This window comes from Gilvimarinus sp. DA14 (assembly GCF_024204685.1).
Classification (GTDB): Bacteria; Pseudomonadota; Gammaproteobacteria; order Pseudomonadales; family Cellvibrionaceae; genus Gilvimarinus.
In genome coordinates, this window is the sequence record NZ_CP100350.1 from 1835608 (window position 1) to 1857027 (window position 21420).

The 21420-nt window shown below is 56.0% G+C and carries 15 protein-coding genes; 7 read left to right on the forward strand and 8 right to left on the reverse strand.

Annotated elements, in window-relative coordinates:
* Positions 1-10 precede the first annotated feature (10 nt).
* Positions 11-5056 carry a diguanylate cyclase gene (locus tag NHM04_RS08080; protein ID WP_254266612.1) on the forward strand — a complete coding sequence of 1682 codons (5046 nt, stop codon included), beginning with the start codon at positions 11-13 and terminating at the stop codon, positions 5054-5056.
* 66 nt (positions 5057-5122) lie between these two features.
* Here the strand turns inward: NHM04_RS08080 and NHM04_RS08085 are convergent, their stop codons facing one another.
* Positions 5123-6031, reverse strand: coding sequence for an ROK family protein (locus NHM04_RS08085; RefSeq protein WP_254266472.1), 909 nt, complete (start codon positions 6029-6031; stop codon positions 5123-5125).
* 107 nt (positions 6032-6138) lie between these two features.
* On the opposite strand from NHM04_RS08085, the gene NHM04_RS08090 reads away from it, so the two are divergent.
* From NHM04_RS08090 to rimI, 4 genes are all read left to right on the forward strand, one after another.
* Entirely contained in the window at positions 6139-6504 is a 366-nt protein-coding gene (locus NHM04_RS08090; protein ID WP_254266473.1) for a PilZ domain-containing protein, read from the forward strand.
* 233 nt (positions 6505-6737) lie between these two features.
* Positions 6738-8285 (forward strand): 2-isopropylmalate synthase, encoded by a 1548-nt coding sequence (locus NHM04_RS08095; protein ID WP_254266474.1) that lies wholly within the window; start codon positions 6738-6740, stop codon positions 8283-8285.
* Positions 8286-8291: 6 nt separating this feature from the next.
* Positions 8292-9071 (forward strand): hypothetical protein, encoded by a 780-nt coding sequence (locus NHM04_RS08100; protein ID WP_254266475.1) that lies wholly within the window; start codon positions 8292-8294, stop codon positions 9069-9071.
* Positions 9061-9570 (forward strand): ribosomal protein S18-alanine N-acetyltransferase, encoded by a 510-nt coding sequence (rimI, locus tag NHM04_RS08105; protein ID WP_254266476.1) that lies wholly within the window; start codon positions 9061-9063, stop codon positions 9568-9570. Before NHM04_RS08100 ends, rimI begins: the two co-directional genes overlap by 11 nt.
* A gap of 87 nt (positions 9571-9657) precedes the next feature.
* On the opposite strand, the gene ilvN is transcribed toward rimI, so the two are convergent.
* Both ilvN and NHM04_RS08115 read right to left on the reverse strand, forming a co-directional pair.
* Positions 9658-10149: an acetolactate synthase small subunit gene (gene ilvN, locus NHM04_RS08110; protein WP_026286800.1), complete on the reverse strand. Its 492-nt coding sequence runs from the start codon at positions 10147-10149 to the stop codon at positions 9658-9660.
* A 1-nt stretch (position 10150) separates the two neighbouring features.
* Positions 10151-11884, reverse strand: coding sequence for an acetolactate synthase 3 large subunit (locus NHM04_RS08115; RefSeq protein ID WP_254266477.1), 1734 nt, complete (start codon positions 11882-11884; stop codon positions 10151-10153).
* Positions 11885-12309: 425 nt separating this feature from the next.
* On the opposite strand from NHM04_RS08115, the gene NHM04_RS08120 reads away from it, so the two are divergent.
* Complete coding sequence (locus NHM04_RS08120; protein WP_254266478.1) at positions 12310-12753, forward strand: DUF4124 domain-containing protein; 444 nt, start codon at positions 12310-12312, stop codon at positions 12751-12753.
* Positions 12754-12950: 197 nt separating this feature from the next.
* Here NHM04_RS08120 and clpB read toward each other — a convergent pair whose 3' ends face one another.
* The 3 genes from clpB to rluD form a co-directional block, all read right to left on the reverse strand.
* A complete protein-coding gene (gene clpB / locus NHM04_RS08125; RefSeq protein ID WP_254266479.1) occupies positions 12951-15599 on the reverse strand; it encodes an ATP-dependent chaperone ClpB in 2649 nt (882 codons plus the stop codon).
* A 106-nt stretch (positions 15600-15705) separates the two neighbouring features.
* Positions 15706-16464, reverse strand: a complete 759-nt coding sequence (pgeF, locus tag NHM04_RS08130; RefSeq protein WP_254266480.1) for a peptidoglycan editing factor PgeF — start codon at positions 16462-16464, stop codon at positions 15706-15708.
* Entirely contained in the window at positions 16457-17410 is a 954-nt protein-coding gene (gene rluD, locus NHM04_RS08135; RefSeq protein ID WP_254266481.1) for a 23S rRNA pseudouridine(1911/1915/1917) synthase RluD, read from the reverse strand. Before rluD ends, pgeF begins: the two co-directional genes overlap by 8 nt.
* A 130-nt stretch (positions 17411-17540) precedes the next feature.
* On the opposite strand from rluD, the gene NHM04_RS08140 reads away from it, so the two are divergent.
* The gene (locus NHM04_RS08140) at positions 17541-18443 is read left to right on the forward strand and encodes an outer membrane protein assembly factor BamD (RefSeq protein ID WP_254266482.1); all 903 of its coding nucleotides are present in this window, start codon (positions 17541-17543) and stop codon (positions 18441-18443) included.
* Positions 18444-18505: 62 nt separating this feature from the next.
* Here the strand turns inward: NHM04_RS08140 and NHM04_RS08145 are convergent, their stop codons facing one another.
* Positions 18506-19657, reverse strand: a complete 1152-nt coding sequence (locus tag NHM04_RS08145) for an IS4 family transposase (protein WP_254266613.1) — start codon at positions 19655-19657, stop codon at positions 18506-18508.
* A gap of 124 nt (positions 19658-19781) precedes the next feature.
* Entirely contained in the window at positions 19782-21410 is a 1629-nt protein-coding gene (locus NHM04_RS08150; protein ID WP_254266483.1) for an NAD+ synthase, read from the reverse strand.
* Between the last annotated feature and the right edge of the window lie 10 nt (positions 21411-21420).

Consider the following 21420-nt stretch of genomic DNA (forward strand, 5'->3'; position numbering starts at 1 on the left):
GAGATGCGTGATGCAAGACACTGTGCAAGTGCCCGGATACACCATTGACTCACGCCTGTGGCGCAACGCGGGGCGAGTCGCCTACCGTGCCGAGAGCCAGGCGGACGGGACACGAGTCACTCTGGAAACGCTCGATACCGACTACCCGGATCGCAAGCAGGTGGCCGCACTGCGTCACGAGGCCAGCATCACCGCCCGCCTTGAAGGCGTACGGGGAGTTCGAACAGTCCACGAATTGGTCCCCCACGGCAGCGGCAACCTGGCACTGATCAGTGACCTTTACGATAGCTCTCTGGCCACTCGGCTCAGCCAGAGCCGGGCCGGGCACTTGCCGGTCATACAGGTTCTAGAGATCGCCCAAAGTCTGGTCCGAACACTGGGCGACATACACGCCCGCAACATTGTTCACAAATCCATTTGCCCCCACAACATACTGATCGATCCCAGCGGCGACTCGCTGGCGTTAACCGGTTTTGGCCTGGCCTCAGAGTTGGGCCAGGAACGTCAGGAAAGTGAGTATCTGAGCCAGCATACCCCCTTGCTGGCCTATATCTCGCCGGAGCAGACCGGCCGTATGAACCGCAGTCTGGATTACCGTTCCGATTACTACTCCCTCGGCGTCGTGCTGTTCGAACTGCTGACCGGGCAGTGCCCCTTCGAGGCAGGCGACACACTTGAGTGGGTTCATCAGCATGTAAGCCGCCTGCCGCCCGCGCCTGAGACGCTGTTACCGGGTATACCGGAAGCCGTTTCCGCCATCGTTTTGAAGCTGCTGTCAAAGTCCCCCGAAAAGCGCTACCAGAGCAGCCAGGGCCTGCTGCACGATCTCGCGTTGTGTGCGGACGCGGTCAAAGAGGGACGCACACCGGAGCCCTTCACGCCGGGGGAAAAAGACCGCCTGCAGAAATTTCTGGTGCCCCAAGCGCTTTACGGGCGCGAGCGGGAATTACAGCGGTTACTGGCTCTGTTCGAACAGGCCGTGTCCGGCAAGACCCGCTTTTGCCTGGTCCACGGCTACTCCGGCGTGGGCAAATCCGCACTGGTCAACGAGCTCGACCGCCACCAGATCCGCGAGCGCGGTTTTCTGGTACAGAGCAAGTTCGATCAGTACCAGCAGCGCCAAACCTACTCGGCACTCGCGACCACCTTTCGCGCTCTGGTGCAACAAGTGTTGCTCAAACCGGAACAACAACTACTCCGATGGCGGGATAGACTGATCGAGGCATTAGGCCCCAACGGCGCTCTGGTAATTGACCTGGTACCGGAGTTGGCTCTGATCATCGGTGAGCAGCCACCCGTGCCCGAGCTGCCACCGGCCGAAAGCCGCAATCGGCTGCAATTGGTGTTGGCGAGCTTTTTACAGGCGTTTGCCGGCGAGGGGCACCCGGTCGTGCTGTTTCTGGATGACCTGCAATGGAGTGACACCCCCACCCTGGAGCTGCTGCGCCTCATCGTCACCTCACGACACCAGACTCACCTGCTGCTGATCGGCGCCTATCGCAGCAATGAAGTCGGCCCCGGCCACCCGCTGCGGGGGCTGCTGGACGATCTGAGCCAGCATCAACGCCTTCACGATATTCCTGTGGGGCCACTCGATCAGCCCTCGGTAACCCAACTGGTGGCGGACGCGCTGCGCTGTGAACCGCGCGCCAGCCTCGGACTTGCCGAAATGCTCTTCCACCGGGCCCAGGGCAACCCCTTTTTCACCAACGAGCTGCTGCGCCAGTTGCACACCCAGGGCGCCATCTGGCCGGATCCGCAAACCGGTCAATGGCTCTGGGAACTGGACGGCGTCAGCTGGGATGACGCCGACCAGGACGTGGTTGAGTTCATGCTCAAAAACCTGCGCCAACTCCCCGACGAGACACAGACGGCGCTGAAACTGGCGGCCTGTATCGGCAACACCTTTACGCTCCAAACGCTCGCCAACATCTATGAGCACAGCACCGCCGAGACGGCCCAGGCGTTGCTGCTGGCGTTGAAGCAATACACAGTACTGCCGCTGCACAGCGACTACCGCCTGGTCAATCAATCCGACGAGCACCTCTCGCTCAACCCCTACTACCGCTTCCAGCACGACCGGGTGCAGCAGGCCGCCTACGGTCTTATTGAGGCCGACGAGCTGCCCCGGATGCACCTGCGGGTGGGGCGGCTGATGCTCCAGCACGCCGGCGATACGGTCGGCAACGACCGGTTGATCGATATCGTCAGTCACCTCAACAAGGGCCGGGGGTTGATCGACACCAGTGAACAACGCCTGCTGGCCGAGCTGAACCTGCGCGCGGGGATTCTTGCCCGCCAGGCCTCGGCCTACGAACCGGCACTGAACTACCTGCAGATCGCAAAAGATCTGCTGCCGCACAACCCCTGGTCACGCATGGGCTCACTGATGGCAACGCTGGCCAGCGAGATGCAATTGTGCCTCTACCTGACCGGGCGCACCGAAGAGGCGGATCACTGGCTTGAGCTCATGCTCGAGCATGCGCACACTTCGCTGGAGCGGGCTGAGATTCTCGCCATCCGCACCCGCCAGAATGCCACCCAAGGGCGGATGAGAGAGTCTATTCAGGCCTGTATCGAAGGTCTGGCACTGCTGGGCATCGACTTTACCGAACACCCCAGCCAAGCGGACATAGCCCTGGAGCGCCAGCACGTGGAGCAGTATTTAGCGGGCCGACAAATTGCCGAGCTGGTGGATGCGCCCGTCATTGATGATCCCGCCACCCTGGCGGCCATGCGGCTACTGATGGAGATATTCGCCGCGGCCTTTTTGTCCGGCAGTGGCAACCTGTTCAGCTATCTGGTGCTCAAGTCGGTTAACCTGGCGCTGCGCTGCGGCAACTGTCCGGAGTCCGCCTTCGCCTACGCCGCCTACGGCATGCTGTTGTGCGGCGAGCTGGACGAGCCCGCCCTCGGCTACCAGTACGGTCTGACGGGTTTGGCCATCAACGAGCGGCTGGATGATCTCACTCTCAGAGCGCGCGTCATCTATGTCTACGCCATGTTCATCCATCACTGGAGCAACCACTGGTCGAGCCTCACCCCCTGGTTCCGCAAAGGCATTGAGGCGGGCTACCAGTCCGGCGACCTGCTCTATCTGGCCTACAGCGCACAAGACTGCGTGATCTGGGACCCGGGCCTGGATCTGGAAACCGCACGCCAACAGCACGAAGAGAACCTGCAAATTGTGCGCGAATGCGCCTATCAGGACTCGCTCGATTCCAGCACACTCTTTTTGCAGTTGCAGCGCAACCTGCTCGGTGACACCAAGTCCCCGTTCAGCTTGAGCAGTGACGATTTCGATGCGCAACACTGTCTCGAGCAAATGAGCGAGCGCCGGTTCATGACCGGCATCGCCAACCATCATATTTACAACGCCGAGATCAACCTGCTCTACGGCGACTACGAACAGGCACTGACGTTTGTCAAAAAGCAGGATCCGCTGATCCGCTCGGCCATGTCGCTGCCGCAACTGGTGCGTTTTTACATCGTAGCCAACCTGACGCTCACCACACTCTACCCGGGCATGAATACCGCCGAGCAAAAAACCACGCGCCAACGACTGGAAAAGGATCTGGCCAGGGTGACCCGCTGGGCGGATAACTGCGAGGCCAACTTCCGCCACCTGCAAATGCTAATGAGTGCGGAACTGGCCCACCTGGACGGTAACTACGAGACGGCACTGACCCACTACGACGTCGCCATTGACGGCGCCCGGACTAACGGCTTTTTGCGCGATGAAGCCACCGCCATGGAGCGCGCCGCGCGCCACCTGTTAGCACAGGGCAAGGCGCGCTCGGCCGAGGGTTATTTACGCGGCGCCCACGGCGTTTACAACCGCTGGGGCGCCAGACGCAAAGTGGTCCAGCTGGAGGAGCAATACCCGGTACTGCGCGAGTGGCGTCAGGCTCCAGCGGGAGATTCGCCGACCCCACTGTCCCATCTGGATCTCGCCTCAGTCATGAAAGCCTCGCGGGAAATCTCCGGCGAGATGGTGCTCGATCAGTTGCTGCAAAAAACCCTGGCCATTTTGCTGGAAAATGCCGGCGGTCAGTGGGGCTGCATAATCGTACGACAGCAAGGCCGGTACGCCGTGGAAGCCACCCTCCCGGCCCCGCAAAGCCCACCTTCATCGGAGCTGCCCAATCACACACTGGTGAACGACCGTCAGGGTAAGGCCATCGCCCTGCCGATGAGCATTATCAGCCAGGTCTTTCAAAAGGGCGAAGCGATTGTGCTACACGACGCCTGCGCCGAGGGCCCCTTTATTCACGACCCCTACTCGGTCAATCGGCGCCCGCATTCGGTGCTTTGTGTTCCCATTAAGAGAGCGCATTTTGAAGCGGCGGTTTATATGGAAAACAACCTGGCCGAGGGCGTGTTCACCGAAACCCGGGTGGAGCTCATTCACCTGCTGGCGGCACAAGCCGCCGTTGCCACTGAAAACGCCAGCCTCTACGCGCAGCTTCAGGATTACTCACACACACTGGAAGAGAAAGTGGCCGAACGCACGGCCACCCTCGAGAAAGTCAACAACGAACTGCAGAAACTGGCAGACCGGGACGGGCTGACGGGCCTAACCAACCGGCGTTCCGGCAATGCCTACTTTGAAAACACCTGGTTGCGCCTGCGGCGCGAGGGTCAACCGCTGTCAGTGATCATGCTCGATGTGGATCACTTCAAGCACTTTAACGACACCTACGGCCACCAGAGAGGCGACGAGTGCCTGATTTCGGTTGCCAAAACACTACAGGCACAGATGCAACGCGTCACCGACAAAGTCGTGCGCTACGGCGGCGAGGAATTTATGCTGATACTGCCCAACACGGATCGGGCCGGGTCAACACGTATCGCCGAAAACACCCGCCGCGCCATCGAAACGCTGGCGATTGAACACAATGGCTCCCCCACACATAACTGCATCACGGTCAGTCTGGGCGTTGCCACCATCATCCCCGGCAAAAACAACTCCATTAAACAACTGGTGTACGCCGCGGATCAGGCGCTCTACCTCGCCAAACAAAGAGGGCGAAATCAGGTGCAAGTCGCCGACTAAAAACGCGCAGCCAATCGGCTTGGGGTAGCGGTGGATGCAGGGACAGTTCGTTCCCCGCTCCCAAAATTAAAACGGATTTAACCAGGCCGCTCCTCTTACCCCACTGGAATCCCCGTGCACAGCCTGTTTGATCTCGGTGTCGCACTCCCCACCAAAAACATAATTGGGTAAGATTGCAGGCACCTGCTGGTAAATTTCATCGATATTCGACGCCCCTCCTCCCAACACAATCACATCAGGGTCCATGACGTTAATCACCGCTGCCAAGGCGCGGGCCAGTTGGTCCATATACGCCGTCATAACCTCTATAGCAGCAGCGTCACCCGCACGCCAAAGCTCGACGACCTGCGCGGCGTCCAGTGTTTTGCCCGTGGCTAAACGGTAGGTTATGCCGATGCCTGTGCCGGATAAAAAAGTCTCTTGGCAACCGAACCGACCGCAATAACAAGGGCGGGCGTTTAGCTGGGCATCCCGCGTCCACGGCAGAGGATTGTGCCCCCACTCACCGCCCACACCATTGGGCCCCGCAAAAGGCGCGCCACGATAACAAACCCCACCGCCGCAACCTGTACCCAAAATAGCGGCAAACACAAAATCGTAACCGGCACCTGCGCCATCGGCGGCCTCGGATACCGCCAGGCAGTTCGCGTCGTTGGTCACCTTTACGTCGCGGCCCAACCTCTGCGACAAATCTACTTGTAACGGCTGACCGTTCAGCCAGGTGGAGTTTGCGTTTTTTACCAGGCCAGTTTGCCGCGATACAGTACCGGGAATTCCCAGCCCCACCGGCAGCAAATCGCAGCCGGCCGCCGCTTCGGCATCTGCCACGAGGGTTGCTAGATCATCCAAGGTGCGCTGATAATCATCCCGCGCGGTGGGAATACGCTTGCGGAACAGCTCTCGACTATCCTCGCCCAGCAGTATCACCTCGGTTTTTGTACCCCCTAAGTCAATGCCTATTCTGTAGCTTGTCATAAAAGCCCTAATACCCTGTACGCTTAAAAAAGCGAAATTATAACAGGCGGCGATCAACAACTTGTTCAGCTACAATGCAATGATTACTTTCACAATAAGGCTCAACCATGTCCGGTCACGAAAGACGTCGCTTCACCCGAATTCCTTTCGACCTCGATACTCAACTATCTCAGGGGGGCAACCAGTGGCGTGCCGAACTGCGAGATATATCCCTTAACGGTGCCCTGGTTGCCGGGCTCGATGCAGCCCAACTTGACTCCGCATCCCCCATTCAATTGGCAGTCACCTTGTCAGACCAGGCAGTGATTACCATGCAAACTACCTTGGCCCACCACAGCGATAGCGAACTGGGTTTGGCCTGCCAATCCATGGATTTGAACAGCATGCAGCACCTGCGCCGCATGCTTGAATTAAACTTGGGAGATCCCTCCGCCGCTGAGCGCGAACTGCGCGAGCTGCTCACGGCAGAGTAAAAACGCACCTCATTTAATTTCACCCAACTTTTGATCGGCTAGCGGAGAAAATATCCAAACCGATTAACAGTCTTTCCTCCTTCCCCCCTCAGCCCTAGGCATCTAGCTTAGTCCGCGGCGGGGGTCCTTCACCCCTAAGCCTCCTCTTCTACCCCCCAATCCACCGGTGTTATTCCCCTCGTGCAAACTCTATAATGCCTAATTGATTCAACCGTGATTATTTAGGCAAGGCCATGACCGCTAAAGACAAGCTGTATATTTTCGACACTACCCTTCGCGATGGGGAACAGAGCCCCGGCGCTTCGATGACCCGTGACGAGAAAATCCGCATCGCCAAGATGCTGGAAAAAATGCGGGTTGATATTATCGAGGCGGGCTTTGCCATTGCCAGTAAAGGCGATTTTGAATCCATTCAGGCGATCGCCCAGGCGGTGAAAGACAGCACTATTTGTTCCCTGGCCCGTGCGGTGCCGGGCGATATTGAACGCGCCGCCGAAGCGATCAAGCCCGCTAACAGCGGGCGCATTCACACCTTTATTGCCACCAGCCCCATCCATATGCAGTACAAGCTGAAGATGGAGCCACCCAAGGTGCTGGAGCAAGCGGTTGCTGCGGTAAAACTGGCCCGTAATCACACCGATGATGTGGAGTTCTCACTGGAAGACGCCAGCCGCTCAGAATTTGAGTTTATGTGCAAAATTATCGAAGCGGTTATTGACGCCGGCGCGCGTACTATCAACCTGCCCGACACAGTTGGCTATGGTGAACCGGGGGAATATGGTGCGATGTTTGGGCGTTTAATTAACGCCATACCCAATGCTGACAAAGCGATTTTCTCTACCCATTGCCACAACGATTTGGGCCTTGCGGTGGCCAACTCGCTGGCGGCGGTGATGCACGGTGCCCGTCAGGTAGAGTGCACCATAAACGGCTTGGGCGAACGCGCCGGTAACGCGGCGCTAGAAGAGATTGCCATGGCCGTGCGCACCCGCCAGGACATGATGCCGGTACACACCGACCTGGACGTCAGTCACATTGTGCCCACGTCGCGTTTGGTATCCAGCATTACCGGCTTTGCTGTGCAGCCCAACAAAGCCATAGTGGGCGCCAACGCCTTCGCCCACGAATCCGGCATTCACCAAGACGGGGTGCTCAAGCACCGCGAAACTTACGAGATTATGCGTGCCGAGGATGTGGGCTGGAACACCAACAAACTGGTACTGGGCAAACACTCCGGCCGCGCCGCTGTTAAAGCGCGCTTTGAAGCGCTGGGCATTACCTTCGACAACCCCGAAGCGCTGAGCGCCGCTTTTGAACGCTTTAAAGATCTAGCCGACAAGAAACACGAGATTTTTGACGAAGACCTACAGGCGCTGGTCAGCGATGTGAAGCCGCAATCGGTACCCGAAACCTATAAGCTTGGCGACCTGGAAATCGTTTGTAAAACCGGGCAACAGCCCACAGCCAAATTGAGCCTTAAAATCGACGGTGCGGTACAACAGGCCGAAGCCACAGGCAGTGGCCCGGTAGACGCTACCTACAAGGCCATCGAAAGCCTGGTAAAAAGCAATGCTACGTTAAAACTCTACTCGGTGAATGCCATTACCCAGGGGACAGACTCTCAGGGCGATGTCACCGTGCGTCTGGAAAAAGGTGGCCAAATTGTCAATGGCGTGGGCGCGGATACCGACATTGTCACCGCCTCTGCCAAGGCGTATTTGCACGCGCTCAATTTACTCGCGGCGCCCGAGCGCTCGCATCCCCAGCGCGAGGGCATTTAAAAGCGTATGAACGAACGGCAGCGCCATCAGTATTTAAGCGCCCTGGGGATAGACAGTTTTGTTCCCCGGGTAGTACTGCCCTATGCACCCGAGCCTGTGCTATGTGAACTGCCACTTGCCGCCCAGGATTTACCTCCAGCAGCGGAGGCGGCGCCGCCGCACAACGAGGCCACAAGGCTGCCCACTGCAAACACCGACGCGCCCACGTCACACGAACGAACACCGAGCAAAGTAGGTAATGTGCTGGATGATATGGGTATCACCCAGTCCAGCAAACCAGTGCGCAAAGAGCCGCTTCAAGTCAACCTGCCGAAAGCGCAAACTGGCGTAGCCCCTGTACATCTACATTTATGGCGGCCGAGCCCAAAATTGTTGATTATCGATGAGCACACCCCTGGCAGCGCCCTGCCCACCGAAACACTGCTCAGCAACATTTTGCGCCTGTGCCGCGAGCAGAATACCCCGCTTAGTAATCCCGAGCGCATGCGCTGCCCCTTGAATGAACAACTGGCGAAGATGTACAGTGAAGATGACCTACGAGAAGAACTACAAGCCTGGCTTGGTGAGGAGCTAGCTAAGCAACAAGAACCCGAGCTGTGGTTGATGGGCGGCGATGCCGCACAGTGGTTTGTTAGCCCCCACACAAAAGTCGACACTTTCGCCAAAGCCACACTCAATTTAACCGGCACGCAACAACTGCCCGCCCTGGTTTTGCCAAGCCTGAGCGAACTATTGCAAAAACCCCAGTTAAAACGCCAGTTGTGGAACGCCCTGCATGCCGTTTAAACCACTCGACGCGCAAACCCTGCTCGGTCCATGCCCAGCCCCGCAAGGCCAAAACATTACTTTAAAACCGCTGAGTGAAACTCAGATAGACGCCCTTTGCAAAATTGAAAACCGCGCTCATTCTCACCCCTGGAGCCGCAAATTATTCGCCGACTGTCTGCACACCCGCCAGCACTGTATTCTTATTTACGTTGAGCAAACCCTGGCCGGTTATTTTGTGGTGACCAGCGCTGCTGGCAGTGCAGAGCTTTTAAATGTCGCCGTCGACCCCGGGCAGCAAGGCAAAGGGCTGGCCTATGCCGCGCTGTCAAAATTGCTTCACAAGCTGGATGGTATTGCCGATACCCTTTATCTGGAAGTGCGCGAATCTAATCTGCCGGCTATTGCCTTATATCAAAAACTCGGTTTTGCCGAGGTCGGACTGAGACCGAACTATTATCCTGCGAACAAAGGGCGCGAGGATGCGGTGATTATGGCTTATAGCTTTGTAGGCGAATGATGGATGGGAGCCGCCTTGCGGTGCTGCCATTGTTTAACGGCTGAAAAAGAAAAACGGCTCCGCGCGATGCGGAGCCGGGTAGGCAAATTACAGGCTAAGCACCTTCTCGCCTCGGGCAATACCCGAAACACCAGAGCGAACCACTTCTAAAATAGAAGCATCGCCCACGGCTTGTAAGAAAGCGTCCAGCTTATCGCTGGTGCCGGTAATTTGGATAATGTACAAGCTGGCAGTCACATCCACGATCTGGCCGCGAAAAATATCAACACAGCGCTTAATTTCAGCGCGCTGAGCTCCGGCAGCTTTTACTTTAATCAGCATCACTTCGCGCTCGATGTGCGCGCCTTCGGTCAAATCCACCAGCTTTACCACATCAATTAACTTGTTCAGGTGCTTGGTAATTTGCTCGATTTTATGATCATCACCAATGGTGGTCAGAGTCAGACGAGACAATGTCTCGTCCTCCGTTGGCGCCACAGTCAGCGACTCAATGTTGTAACCACGCTGTGAAAACAAACCCACCACCCGTGAAAGAGAACCGGGGGCGTTTTCCATCAATACAGAAATAATTCGTCTCATTTTATGTGCGCTCCGTCTTGCTCAACCACATATCGCGCATAGAGGCGCCGGCAATTTGCATGGGGTAAACATGCTCGGAAGTATCGACTGCTATGTCCATAAAGACCACCCGATCTTTCATGGCAAAGCACTCTTCCATTTTTGCCTTCAGCTCTTCTTTTTTCGTGACACGAATACCCACGTGGCCGTAGGCCTCCATCAGCTTGACGAAGTCTGGCAGTGAGTCTTCATACAGGCTTTCGGAATAACGGCTGTCGTACTGCATGTCCTGCCACTGCCGCACCATGCCCAGGGCCTGGTTGTTGAGGCAGATAATTTTCACCGGCAGGTGATACTGCTTAAGCGCCGACAACTCTTCGATGCACATTTGAATACTGCCTTCGCCGGTCACACAAGCCACCACCGCGTCGCGATGGGCCATTTGCACGCCCATCGCCGCAGGCAGACCAAAGCCCATGGTGCCCAGGCCACCCGAGTTGATCCAGCGACGCGGCTTATCAAACAGATAGTACTGCGCAGCAAACATCTGGTGCTGCCCCACATCAGAGGTAATGTAGGCGTCACCACCAGTGACCTCGTGCAGGGTTTTAATCACGTCCTGCGGCATGATTTTTTCACCGCTGTTGTCGTAACGCGGTGCGGTGTAAATACCGTGGTTTTCACGCCACTCGTCAATTTGCTCCCACCAGTTTTTCACCGCCGAGGCATCGGGCTTTTGCTCGCTCTCTAGAATCAGCGCCAGCATTTCACTCAATACGCTGTCTACCGCACCCACTATGGGGATATCCGCGGTAACGGTTTTAGAGATAGACGCCGGGTCTACATCAATATGAATGATCTTGGCATTAGGGCAAAACTTGTTCACCGCATTGGTCACGCGGTCATCAAAGCGCGCGCCCACGGCCAATATGGCATCGGCGTGGTGCATAGCCATATTCGCTTCATAGGTACCGTGCATTCCTAACATGCCCAAAAACTGCCGATCAGACCCGGGATAGCAGCCCAACCCCATCAAGGTGTTGGTAACCGGGTAATTCAACTTGCGAGCGATGTCGGTTAGCAGCTCAGAGCCGTTACCCTGCACAACGCCACCGCCGGCGTAAATGACCGGGCGCTTGGCATCCAGCATCAACTGCACAGCTTTTTTAATTTGCCCCGCGTGGCCGCGAGTAGCCGGCGTGTAAGAGCGGATTTTGACCTTTTCCGGATACTCGTACGGATAGGTATCAAACGGGTTGGTGATATCTTTGGGGATATCGATTACCACAGGCCCAGGCCGACCGGTGCGGGCAATGTAATAAGCCTTTTTCACCACTTCGGGAATATCGCGCGCGTCGCGCACCATAAAGCTGTGCTTTACGATGGGGCGCGAAATACCGACCATGTCGGTTTCCTGAAAGGCGTCTTCGCCAATGCGCTCTGAGACCACCTGACCCGACAGCACCACCATTGGAATAGAATCCATATAAGCGGTAGCAATACCAGTAATGGCATTGGTTGCACCCGGGCCAGAGGTGACCAGTACAGTGCCCACCTCGCCGGTCGAGCGCGAATAGGCATCCGCCGCATGAGTGGCCGCCTGCTCGTGGCGCACCAGAATATGTTTGACGTCTTGCTGCCGGAAAATAGCGTCGTATATGTGCAGCGCAGCGCCACCGGGGTAGCCGAAAACGGTTGTTACGCCTTCGTCCCGCAGCGCGCGAATTAACATATCGCCGCCTGATAGCATTTCCACGTTATTTCCCCTTTATACTGCTGAATAAAATAAATACGCCCCACTATAGCAGAGCGCCAACGCCTGTTGCCGCCGCAATAGCAGAGCTAATTGAATATCAGGATTCCCCAAGTTACGCGCTGGTAGCGACTGCGGTTTCTTGGGCAGGCGGCATCGGTGGATGCGCCTACGCGGTGCGGATGGTTCAACAAGCGGGTGACTTGCTGGCGCGGCCGAAGCTGCCGAGGTTGTCGGCGGGCCTGCGAGCCATCTAGCGAGACTGGGTATTGTCTCAGCATATGCCATAAAGTCAAGATTTTAGGGCAGTTTTTGCTCTATCAAAAGGGCTGCAAAGCACCGATGTCACAAATCCCACAGCCGGTTTCACACCCGTTAGATAAATAAGGTTATAGTGCCAGTCGGATAACGAACAACTTGGTGGGGCTATGATTTCAAAAAAAGAGCACTCAGCACCGGCAGGCAAATGGCTGTTGGGCTTTGTTTTTACAGCACTGTGTTTGGGCGGGCTTGCCACTCAGGCAGCCGAGACCTTTTATAAGTGGGTTGATGAGGATGGCAATACCCATTTTGGCACCCGCCCGCCAAATGGTGTTAAAAGCACCGCCATTCAACCCAAAACCGGCCACAGCGAGCCGGTGGACTATTCTCACATGACACCCGAACAGCAGAGCGCTCAGAGCTCCAGCGCCCAGGCAGAAGCGCAAAAAGACCCCGAGCGCTGTGAAGCGGCACGTCAAAACGCAGAAGTACTGGGACGCGGCGGCCGCGTGCGCGAGCCTACCGACGACGGTAGCTTCCGCTATCTCAGTGAAGAAGAGAAAGCAGACAGACTCCAGCAGGCACAGGAAGCGATTGAGCAGTCCTGTTAGAACGCAGAACGCAGAACGCAGAACGCAGAACGCAGAACGCAGAACGCAGAACGCAGAACGCAGAACGCAGAACGCAGAACGCAGAACGCAGAACGCAGAACGCAGTTTATTGCAGCCCTTGTTGCTGTTGAGTTCAAGTAAAAAGCCGCCCCAAATGAGGCGGCTTTTTTATTGCTTTGGTGTCTTTTAACACTCGCTTAATGGACCTGACGAGCGCGGAATACGATTTGATCGCCCTGCAAAACCGCCTCAATGGTATCGCCCGGTGCGAACTTTCCGGCCAATATATCCTGCGCCAGAGGATTCTCAATATTTTGCTGAATCGCCCTTTTCAATGGCCTAGCTCCATAGACCGGGTCGTAACCCGCTTCGGCCAGCTTGTCCATCACCTCATCGGAAATATCCAACGCCATGTCTTTATCCGCCAGGCGTTTTCCCAGCTGCTCCACCTGAATGTCGGTAATCCCGCGAATTTGATTTTTCGCCAGCGGGTGAAATACCACCGCCTCATCCACACGGTTGATAAACTCGGGGCGAAAATGCTGGCTGACCACCTCCATCACTGCGTCTTTCATCGCCGCGTAGCGATTTTCGTTGTTGGTGGAATCCGACAAGCCGCCGTCACCGTCAAAGCTCACAGTATCGAAGGACTTATCCTCGGCTAAATCCTGAATGCGATCCGAGCCCAGGTTGGATGTCATGACCACCACGGTGTTGCGAAAATCCACGGTGCGGCCCTGGCCATCGGTCAGGCGGCCGTCATCCAACACCTGTAGCAGAATGTTAAAGACATCCGGGTGCGCCTTTTCAATTTCATCCAGCAACAGCACCGAGTAAGGCCGACGGCGCACCGCCTCGGTTAAATAGCCGCCCTCTTCATAGCCGACATAGCCTGGCGGCGCACCGATCAAACGCGCTACCGAATGCTTTTCCATAAACTCGGACATATCAATGCGCACCATCGCGTCTTCGGTATCAAACAGAAACGACGCCAAGGCTTTGCACAGTTCGGTTTTACCGACCCCCGTGGGGCCTAAAAACAGAAAAGAGCCATTGGGCCGGTTAGCATCCGACAAGCCCGCACGCGAGCGGCGCACCGCATTGGATACCGCCACCACCGCCTCGTTCTGACCGATCACCCGCTGGTGCAAAGCATCTTCCATTTGCAGCAGTTTTTCGCGCTCGCCCTCGAGCATTTTTGCCACTGGAATACCGGTCCACTTGCTCACCACCTCGGCAATTTCTTCATCACCCACGCGGTTGCGCAGCAGCTTCATCTCCATCATGTCGACCTGGCTGGCCATATCCAGCTGCTTTTCAAGCTCGGGGATAATGCCGTACTGCAACTCAGACATGCGACCCAAATCCCCTGCCCGACGCGCTGCATCCAAATCCTGGCGCGCTTGGTCAAGACTGCTTTTAATCTCCTGCGAACCATGCAAAGCCGCTTTTTCGCTGCGCCAGATTTCTTCCAGCTCGGCGTATTTACGTTCCAAGTCATCGATATCCGCTTCGATTTTCTCTAAACGTTTACGGCTGGATTCGTCCTCATCTTTTTTGACCGCTTCGCGCTCGATTTTCAACTGAATCAAGCGGCGCTCCAACCGGTCCATTTCTTCGGGCTTGGAATCAATTTCCATACGGATACGGCTGGCGGCTTCGTCGATCAAATCAATCGCTTTGTCGGGAAGCTGGCGGTCGGTGATATAGCGCTGGGACAGTTTTGCAGCAGCGATGATGGCCGAGTCGGTAATATCTACACCATGGTGCAGCTCATAGCGCTCTTTTAAGCCCCGCAAAATCGCAATAGTGTCTTCCTCGCTGGGCTCGTCCACCAACACTTTTTGAAAACGGCGCTCCAACGCAGCGTCTTTCTCAATAAACTGACGGTACTCGTCAAGTGTTGTGGCGCCCACGCAGTGCAGCTCGCCTCGCGCCAGCGCGGGCTTTAACATATTGCCAGCGTCCATGGCACCCTCGGCTTTACCGGCGCCGACCATGGTGTGCAGCTCGTCGATAAACAGGATGATGCGACCTTCCTGTTTGGAAAGCTCATTCAGTACGGATTTAAGGCGCTCTTCAAAGTCACCGCGAAATTTTGCGCCGGCCAACAGCGAGCCTAAATCCAATGACAACAGGCGTTTGTTTTTTAATCCCTCGGGCACTTCACCATTGACGATGCGCTGCGCCAGCCCTTCAACGATAGCGGTTTTACCCACCCCGGGCTCGCCAATCAATACGGGGTTGTTTTTAGTGCGGCGCTGCAATACCTGTACGGTACGGCGGATTTCATCGTCGCGGCCAATCACCGGATCCAGCTTGCCCGCTTCGGCGCGAGCGGTTAAGTCGACGGTGAATTTCTCCAGCGCCTGGCGGTTTCCCTCGGCATCGGCATCGTCTACGGTTTCGCCACCGCGCACGGCTTCCACTGCCTGCTTTAAACGCTCGGTATTACCGAACTGTTGCAGCAATTTGCCCAGCTCGCTGTCTTTGTCGTCCATCGCGGAAATTAACAAAGACTCACTGGAGACAAATTTATCACCCGCCTTTTGCGCGTAGCGATCGGCAAGATTCAACAGGCGCGCCAGCTCCTGCGACATACGCACATCGCCGGACGGACTTTGTACTTTCGCTAACCGATCCAACGACTTGTTGAGTTCATTGCGCAGACCTTTTACATCAAAGCCCGCTTGGGATAGTAAAGGCTGAACCGTGCCGCCCTGCTGATCCAGCATAGCCAGCATCAAATGGGAAGGTTCAAGTTGAGTATGGTCGCGACCTACCGCCATCGACTGGGCATCGGAGAGCGCCAGCTGCAACTGATTGGTTAAACGGTCTATACGCATGGGTGTAATGCCTCAATAACGCTTGAATAGTCTGGTTATTAAAGTAGGGGCGATTGAGGGGAAATCAAGTTATTCGTCTGACGTCAGACATGGGACGTCAGACAAATTATTTAATCCATATCGCGGTAGCCATGCGCCCTGTGTTTTTGCCGTCACGGCGGTAGGAGTAAAATTGTTCGCTGTCGCGATAGGTGCAAAAATCGCCGCCGTAAATCTGTGTCACGCCGCAAGCATTTAGCGAGGCTCGCGCCAGAGCGTAGAGGTCGGCGTAAAAGTGCATGGGCTTGAGCCCGGGGCGCATAGCCGCAGCTATGGCGTCCGTGTGGGTGTCGGACTGGGCATGCTTAAAAAACGCCTCCAGCACATCCACTCCCACCTCGAAATGTTCCGGGCCGATAGCGGGGCCGAGCCAGGCCATCACATCGTCTGCTTGAGCATTAAGCTTATCCAGCGCGCGGGGAATAATTCCGCGCGCCAGCGAACGCCAGCCTGCATGCACAGCAGCTACTTCATCACCCGACTTACTGCACAATAACACCGGCAAGCAGTCTGCGGTCAGAACCACGCAAGGCAGCCCCATCTCGCGGCTGTAACTACCATCGGCAGTGCGAACCAGGCCATCGTCTTGCGCCTTAAGCACTTTTACGCCGTGTATTTGCTCCAACCATTGCGGCTGTTTGTGCCAACCACAATGGGCCGCCATCGCCTCACGATTGGCCTCAACCGCCTGGGGAGAGTCCTCCACATGCAGGGCTAAATTGTTACTGGCGAAGGCTCCACCACTGTTGCCGCCCTTACGGGTGGTGACCACTGCTCCAACAGTCTGTGGCGCTGGCCACTGGGGCGTTATAAAAGAATCAGTCACTATCGTCCTCCAGCGCGGCCAATAACTGCAGCATATCCTCGGGCAAGGGAGCCTGCCAGCTCATGAGCTCTTCTGTGAAAGGGTGAACTAACCCGAGGCTTGCGGCGTGCAGTGCTTGGCGGGGAAATTCGCGCAGCGTTTGCAACAGCTCGGCGGACGCTCCCTGGGGTTTGCGAAAACGGCCGCCGTATACAGGGTCGCCCACCAGTGGATGATTAATATGAGCCATGTGCACGCGAATTTGATGAGTGCGCCCCGTCTCCAGCTTAAGGCGCAAATGAGCATGGTGCTTAAACCTCTGTAATACTCGGTAGTGAGTAACAGCCTCTTTACCGCTGATGGGCACCACCGCCATCAGTTTACGCTGCTTAGGGTGGCGCCCAATGGGCGCGTCCACCTTGCCACCACCGGTAAACTGACCGATAGCAATAGCTTCATACTCACGGCTGACACTGCGCGCTTGCAGTTGCGACACTAGGTTGTGGTGTGCCGCCAGGGTTTTCGCCACCACCATTAACCCTGTGGTGTCTTTATCCAACCGGTGCACAATACCCGCCCGAGGCAGCTGCGCCTGATCGGGGTTATGGTGCAAAAGCGCATTGACCAGGGTGCCGCTGTAATTGCCCGCCGCTGGATGCACCACAAGCCCCGCCGGTTTATTCACAACTAAAAGGTGCTCATCTTCAAAGACGATATCCAGGGCAATGTCTTCTGCCTCCCAGGTATCGTCGCTGGCAAGTTCTGCCTGCAGCGCCAGAGCCTCGCCACCTAGTAGCTTGTCCTTGGGTTTGCCGGATGCACCGTTAACGGTTAACTGCCCGGCTTTGATCCACTCTTTTAGCCGCTCGCGGGAGTAATCGGGGAACAAGAGTGCCGCCACCTGGTCAAATCGCTGCCCCCGACACTCGGGTGGCACTGCGGCGGCAAGCTCAATGGTATTACTCATCCGGTTTCTCTCGTTTATACAGGGGCGCCGCTTTGGCTTGCCCCCCGACTGTGTTTAAATAGCGCCCTACTGGGTCAAATGACCCGGACTCTGTGATGCGAGATGATAACGAATTGTGAGCTATAACCCTATGCGAGCGTCTGTTTTTCTTCTGAGTGGCCTGTTGGTGTTGCTGCTCAGCGCCTGTTCATCCAATGGTGACCGGCAGGACTTTACCTCTGAGGCCGATTTGTACGAGCAGGCCATGAGCCAGATGAGCAGCAGCCGCTGGGACAGCGCCATCCGCTCGCTGCAACTGCTGGAGGAGCATTTCCCCTTTGGTAAATACGCCGAGCAAGCGCAGCTGGAGCTGATTTACGCCTACTATCGCTCTGGTGACCCTGACGCCGCTACCGTTTCGGCTGATCGCTTTATTCGCCTGCATCCGCAACACCGCAACGTAGACTATGCCTATTATATGAAGGGCTTAGCGGCTTACGACAAAGACGAAAACTTCTTGGCCACCATTATGCCGCTGGACCAGACCCAGCGTGACCCGGGAGCGGCGCGTGAATCTTTGGCTTACTTTACCCAGCTGCTAAACCGCTACCCCGACAGCCCTTACGCCCAAGATGCGAAAAAGCGCATGCTCTATCTGCGCAACCGCCTAGCGCGCTACGAAATTCACGTCGCTAACTACTACTTTAAGCGCGGCGCCTATCTGGCATCGGTAAAGCGAGGCCAATATGTGCTGGAAAATTACCAAGGCACCCCCGCCGTACCCGACGCCTTGGCTGTGATGGTGCAGGGTTACCACCTGCTGGAAATGGATGAACTGTCGGATCGCAGCCTGGCGGTATTGCGCCTTAATTACCCGGATCACCCGGCGTTTGATAATGACGGCGACTTTAACTTTCAGCACGGTGATGTGGAAGAGCGCAGTTGGATCAGTAAGGCCACCTTCGGCCTGTTCGATAAGCGCGACCCGCGAGGCTTTGACTCCCGCCGGGTATTTGACCCCCAGTACCAAGACGCACCGCGGGCGACCCAGTAACAATTTGCTGGTTGCAACAAAAAAAGGGGCCGATAGAGCACTGCTGTCCCACAGTTTAACCTTCATAATGCGAATCTCATCTGAGGTTCGCATTTTTTGTGTCTGGGCGGGTCTGGCTGGAGTATCTCTCGCAGGCTTCTTCTCTCAAATAGATTGAGCTGAAGGACACGTAAGATTCTCTGAACCGTCCAGCCAGCCTTGGCACAGTGCCGAGCGAAAGAAACCAGTAGGTATGTGATCATTGCGATCCATAGCTGAGTCAATATGGCGTTCTTCGACAAGCCGACGAAGGCCTTTATTTTTAGATTCTGCTTAATAGCCTTAAAGAACAGCTCTACCTGCCAGCGACCTTTATAGATGGCTGCAATCGTGGAAGCACTGAGGGAAAAATTGTTGGTTAGAAAGACATACTTCTGGCCACTGTCACGGTCTCGATAGCCAACTCGGCGAAGCTTGGGGGCTCCACGTTTTAGGGCGTGGGCGCTATTTAGCTGGATGACCTGATCACTTGTAATGCCTTTTTCTTTGATGACTGGCCTGCGCTCCAAAACCTTATAAATAGCTTTAGTTCGAAGCCGGGTCACGAAGCTAACCCCTTGATTTGTAAGCTCTCCAAACCATTGGTAGTCGACATATCCTTTATCAAAAACGACAATGCTGCCTTTAGGAAACTTAAATTGGCGCCCCTTAACCATGTCGTTTTCATCGCCGTCAGATAACGCAACAAACTCAGGCAGCATGTTGCCATGATTAAGCCCCACGCTGAGTTTTACGCCGGCTTTACCCTGATGGCACGAAGCCCACGGAAAAAGATTGAGTGACAGATCAATAATGCTGGCATCCAGCGAGTAAAGTGGGTTCTTGAATCGAAATCTATGCTGGGACGGTTGCTGTTTGCAACGATGGAGGAGTTTATAAAAAACCGCTTCATAGAGATCGGCAGGCTGATTTTCATTGAGCCTGGCCAGCGTGGAGCGGGCTATGGGTTTGGCTCCGAGATGGTAAAGCTTACGTTGCTGAGTTGCCAAATTAGATTCTATGTCACGCAGGCTCTGGCGGCCGGATAGCTGTGACATGGCCATACCCACAAACTGGTCCCAGCGACTGGCCGAGCGTAATTTTTGGCCTGTATGATGCTGCTGCGCTAAGCCTTCAAATTCATGTCTCGAAAGAGGTTTTAGCAGCTGATGAAATGCGGTGTTATGATGTGACAAAGCCTGAATTCCCTGTTGTTGCTGTGTTTGGTCGCACATACATTGTAACAACAGAGGTTCAGGCTTTCTTATTTATTCCAAACTGTGGGACAGCAGTGCCGATAGAGCCCCTTTTTTGTGTCTGCTACTCTCCGGCTTTCCAACCCGAGGTAATCGGATAACGCCGATCGCGGCCAAAGCCGCGGGTAGTAATACGCGGGCCGATGGGGCTTTGGCGGCGTTTGTATTCGTTGACATCCACCAGGCGTACCACCCGGCGCACATCATCGGCATTAAAACCCTCGCGGATAATCTGGTCGGCGCTGTAATCGCGCTCGACGTACAGTGCAAGAATCTCGTCCAGCACCTCGTAGGGCGGCAGTGAGTCCTCATCTTTTTGATCCGGCGCCAATTCGGCCGAAGGCGGGCGGGTAATCACACTTTCAGGGATAATCTCGCCATTGCGATTGCAGTGTCGTGCCAGCTCAAACACCAGCGTCTTGGGTACATCCTTAAGTGCATCGAAACCGCCGGCCATATCGCCGTATAGGGTTGAATACCCCACGGCCAGCTCACTTTTGTTGCCCGTGGTTAAGACCAAATAGCCCTTTTTATTGGAGATTGCCATCAGCAACACACCGCGACAGCGCGCCTGTAGATTCTCTTCCGTGGTATCCACCTCGCGGCCGGCAAATTCTTCAGCCAAAGCGCCCATAAAAGCGTCATACATGGGCTCGATACTGATGGACTGATAGCGCACTCCCAAGGTTTCCGCCTGAGCAGCCGCATCGTTTTTACTGAGATCAGAGGTGTAGCGAAACGGCATCATTACCGCCTCTACCCGCTCGGCACCCAGGGCGTCCACCGCCAGAGCCAGGGTAAGCGCGGAGTCGATACCACCCGAGAGCCCCAGCACCACGCCGCGAAAACCGTTTTTGTTGACGTAATCGCGCAGCCCCAGCACCAGCGCCTGATACACCGCCTCCAAGCGCGAGGGCTGTGGCGCCAGCTCAGTCGCCGCCAGCGTGAGTGTATTGCCGTCACGCACCAGAGTGCTGCAGGCGATATCTTCGCGAAACAGCGGCGAGCGATGACAGAGTTTACCCTGCTGGTCTATCGCCATAGAGCCGCCATCGAAAACCAGCTCATCCTGCCCGCCCACTAAATTGGTATAAATAATGGGCATGCCTCCCTCAACTGCGCGCTGCGCCAGCAAAGCCTCGCGTTCGCCCGCTTTGCCCTGATGAAAAGGCGAGGCATTCAGATTGAGCATCAACCGGGCGCCGGCCTCGCGTGCCTGTAACATAGGCTCGCTGTGCCAGATATCCTCACAAATAGTCAGCGCCGTTGGCGTGCCGTTTAAATCGAACACGCAGTGGGTATCGCCGGGCACAAAATAACGCACCTCGTCGAAAACTTGGTAGTTGGGCAAATGCTGCTTGGCATACTCTGCCACCAGCTCGCCTCGGTGAATCACCCCGGCCATATTAAACACTCGGCCCGCCACCACTTTGGGATAACCGACCACCAGCGCCAGGGGTAAATTGGCCGACTGCAGCTCAGCGAGGGCACGATCGATACGCAGCTGCAAACTGGGGCGCAGCAGCAAATCCTCTGGTGGATAACCGGTTAAGGTCAACTCGGGGAAAACAATGGCATCCACCGCCTGGCTTTGCATCGCCTTGTGGGCAACCTCAAGCACCTTTAGGGTGTTGCCGGGAATATCCCCTACCAGTAAATTAATCTGCGCCTTAGCGATCACCAGATTGTCCATTACTCTACTC

Coding starts and splice junctions, on each gene's coding strand:
- NHM04_RS08095 (WP_254266474.1), top strand. CDS start 6,738: ATGACCGCTAAAGACAAGCTGTATATTTTCGACACTACCCTTCGCGAT.
- clpB (WP_254266479.1), bottom strand. CDS start 15,599: ATGCGTATAGACCGTTTAACCAATCAGTTGCAGCTGGCGCTCTCCGAT.
- NHM04_RS08090 (WP_254266473.1), top strand. CDS start 6,139: ATGTCCGGTCACGAAAGACGTCGCTTCACCCGAATTCCTTTCGACCTC.
- ilvN (WP_026286800.1), bottom strand. CDS start 10,149: ATGAGACGAATTATTTCTGTATTGATGGAAAACGCCCCCGGTTCTCTT.
- rluD (WP_254266481.1), bottom strand. CDS start 17,410: ATGAGTAATACCATTGAGCTTGCCGCCGCAGTGCCACCCGAGTGTCGG.
- NHM04_RS08080 (WP_254266612.1), top strand. CDS start 11: ATGCAAGACACTGTGCAAGTGCCCGGATACACCATTGACTCACGCCTG.
- NHM04_RS08140 (WP_254266482.1), top strand. CDS start 17,541: ATGCGAGCGTCTGTTTTTCTTCTGAGTGGCCTGTTGGTGTTGCTGCTC.
- rimI (WP_254266476.1), top strand. CDS start 9,061: ATGCCGTTTAAACCACTCGACGCGCAAACCCTGCTCGGTCCATGCCCA.
- NHM04_RS08100 (WP_254266475.1), top strand. CDS start 8,292: ATGAACGAACGGCAGCGCCATCAGTATTTAAGCGCCCTGGGGATAGAC.
- NHM04_RS08085 (WP_254266472.1), bottom strand. CDS start 6,031: ATGACAAGCTACAGAATAGGCATTGACTTAGGGGGTACAAAAACCGAG.
- NHM04_RS08120 (WP_254266478.1), top strand. CDS start 12,310: ATGATTTCAAAAAAAGAGCACTCAGCACCGGCAGGCAAATGGCTGTTG.
- NHM04_RS08150 (WP_254266483.1), bottom strand. CDS start 21,410: ATGGACAATCTGGTGATCGCTAAGGCGCAGATTAATTTACTGGTAGGG.